Raw genomic sequence first — 2,753 nt, 5'->3', positions numbered from 1 at the left:
TCGCCGTCAATGGTTTCCTGTTCAATCAGTATATCCACCAAGCGATCGATCGCCACACGATTGTCAAGGATAAGTTTTGTTGCTAAATCGTGGCATTGCTTGACAAGTTCCCGTACTTGTGCATCAATTTTCGCCATCATCGCGAAAGAATGGTCGGCATGATAACCAGCAGCAGCACCACCGAGATAGGAATTGCCCTCCTCCTCTAGAGCAATCAATCCCAATTCCGACATTCCCAGACGCGTTACCATCTGTCGGGCCAGATAGGTAATTTTTTCAATATCATTACCGGCCCCGGTGGTCACTTCATCCTCACCGAAGACACATTCCTCCGCCACTCGTCCCCCTAATAATCCCGCAATTCGGGCTAATAACTGGGAACGACTGGTTAAACCCTGTTCTTCATCGGGAGTGAACCAAGTTAACCCCTGCGCTTGACCCCGGGGAATCAGGGTGACTTTTTCCACCTGATCGTGGCCGGGACAGAGAGTACCGACAATCGCATGGCCAACTTCGTGATAGGCGATCAAACGCTTGGCTTTACTATCCACTAAAGCGCGCCCTTCCATACCGGCCACAATCCGATCGATCGCATCGTTGACTTCCGCCATGGTAATCGCCTCTTTCCGTCTTCTAGCGGTAAAAATCGCCGCTTCGTTGAGCATATTAGCCAAATCTGCCCCGGTAAAACCGGGGGTGCGACGGGCGATCGCCTCCAGAGCCACATCAGCAGCCACCTTTTTATCGCGAGAATGGACCTCCAAAATGCCCAAACGTCCCTTAAAATCTGGATAATCCACCACCACCTGTCGATCAAAACGACCCGGACGCAGCAGGGCCGAATCCAAAACATCGGGGCGGTTGGTGGCGGCAATGACGATAATGCCAGTATTTCCCTCAAAACCGTCCATTTCCGTCAATAATTGGTTCAGAGTTTGTTCCCGTTCATCATTACCTCCTCCATAACCGATCCCTCTTTGACGACCAACGGCATCAATTTCATCGATAAAAACCAAACAAGGGGCATTTTCCTGGGCTTTTCGGAACAGATCTCGCACTCGCGACGCACCAACCCCGACAAACATCTCCACAAATTCCGACCCGGAGATGCTGAAAAAAGGCACTCCCGCCTCTCCTGCGATCGCTTTAGCCAGTAAAGTTTTCCCCGTCCCCGGTGGCCCGATTAACAGGACTCCTTTGGGGATTTTTGCGCCAATAGCCGTAAATTTTTCCGGTTGTTTGAGGAATGTCACCACTTCCTGTAAATCTTCCTTGGCCTCATCCACACCCGCGACATCATTAAATTGTGTGTCGGTTTTCGCCTCCATCTGAAACCGCGCCCTTGATTTACCGAAGTTCATCGCTTGACCGGAAGCATTGGCAGAACGACGGATAATAAACACCAATAATCCCAAGACGAGAATAATCACTAACAGGTTAGTGAGAACATTGATCAAGGCCGAATTGTCAGTGCTGGGGAGAATGCCGTACTCAATTTTTTCAGCATCGAGTTTCTTGATTAATTCGGGATTTTGGTCAAATAAATTGACTTCTTTCGGGGGATCCTTGTCCGTTTGACCGACGAGGGTAACTGCTGCCTGCTGCAAAGAAGGATTGATTTCGACCTTTTTTACCTTTCCTTGGTCGATCTTCTCTAACAATTCACCGTAGGTGAGGGTATTTTGGTTTTTTTGACTCCAAGCAGGAGTGACATGGCCAAAGGTTTGCAGAATCATCCAAGTGGTGACAATCCCTTTCCATACTGGCCGACGACCACGATTCTTAGCTGACTTGGCTCTAACTACGGTGAGTGGAGATTTTTGATCCATAATTGACTCTATATCTAGTTACCCTGTATTCATTGTGACAGATCGACTCGATCGTGACCACTGTTCTGTTTTCCCCCAGGCACGACCCCGGGGGCAAATAGTGATGACGGTTTTTTGCTATATTGTATTTAGCTAGGTAGTCTAACAACTGCCTATCCCAATCACTAACAGTTTAGGGAAGTGGGTTTCGCCCGCTTTTTTTGTTGTCCAAATTATGACCCATCCGCTCATCCCCGACCTGCTGCACCTAGCCATCCCTATCGCTGAAAACTTGGGGCTAGAAGTGGTCGATATCGTTTTCCAAACCAATAAAAGGCCTCCCGTCCTGCGCGTCGATATTCGCAATCTGGGGGGAGATACGGGTTTAGAGGACTGTGAGCAGATGAGTCGGGCCTTAGAAACCGCCCTCGACAGTCAAGAAATCTTACCCGGGGCCTACGTTTTAGAAATATCTAGCCCCGGTATTTCTCGACAACTGAGCAGTGAGCGCGAATTTCAGTCTTTTAAAGGTTTTCCCGTCATCGTTACCGGCCAGGATAGCCAAGGAAAACCGCAAGAATGGCGCGGAAAACTGCAAGGTAGAGATGAGCAATCTATTTATCTTAACCAAAAAGGTCGCTCCCTGACCATCGATCGCACTACCGTCATCAGCGTCCGTTTAGATGAGCAGCGCAGTAATCAGTAATCAGTAATCAGTAATCAGTGATCAGTAATCAGTAATCAGTAATCAGTAATCAGGGATAAAGATGAAGATAAATAAAGGCTCTTCGGTTGGTGTTATGCAATAGACGGGGGTTATAAGGGATGTAACCCTTATATAGAAAGGCATTTAGCGATTCTTGACAATTGTTTTTGATCTAGAGCGAACTAATCCATTAAGTCTCTTACCAGATAAGGATTTAGTCGATTTATGCCCCCCTATCG

The 2,753-nt window shown here is 47.9% G+C and carries 2 protein-coding genes; one reads left to right on the top strand and one right to left on the bottom strand.

The window, feature by feature from the left end; genetic code table 11:
- Positions 1-1,829: ATP-dependent zinc metalloprotease FtsH (ftsH, locus tag PX481_RS12315; RefSeq protein ID WP_288094658.1), on the bottom strand; the 1,829-nt coding region annotated here is incomplete at its 3' end.
- Positions 1,830-2,043: 214 nt separating this feature from the next.
- On the opposite strand from ftsH, the gene rimP reads away from it, so the two are divergent.
- On the top strand, positions 2,044-2,514 hold the full coding sequence (gene rimP / locus PX481_RS12310) for a ribosome maturation factor RimP (protein ID WP_288094657.1): 471 nt from the start codon (positions 2,044-2,046) through the stop codon (positions 2,512-2,514).
- Positions 2,515-2,753: the final 239 nt, after the last annotated feature.

Source organism: Microcystis sp. M53603_WE2 (genome assembly GCF_030065435.1).
This window is presented reverse-complemented; position numbering and strand designations above follow the sequence as displayed.

Bases quoted from the DNA above. Each gene is read 5' to 3' on its own strand.
- rimP (WP_288094657.1), top strand. From the start codon at position 2,044: ATGACCCATCCGCTCATCCCCGACCTGCTGCACCTAGCCATCCCTATC.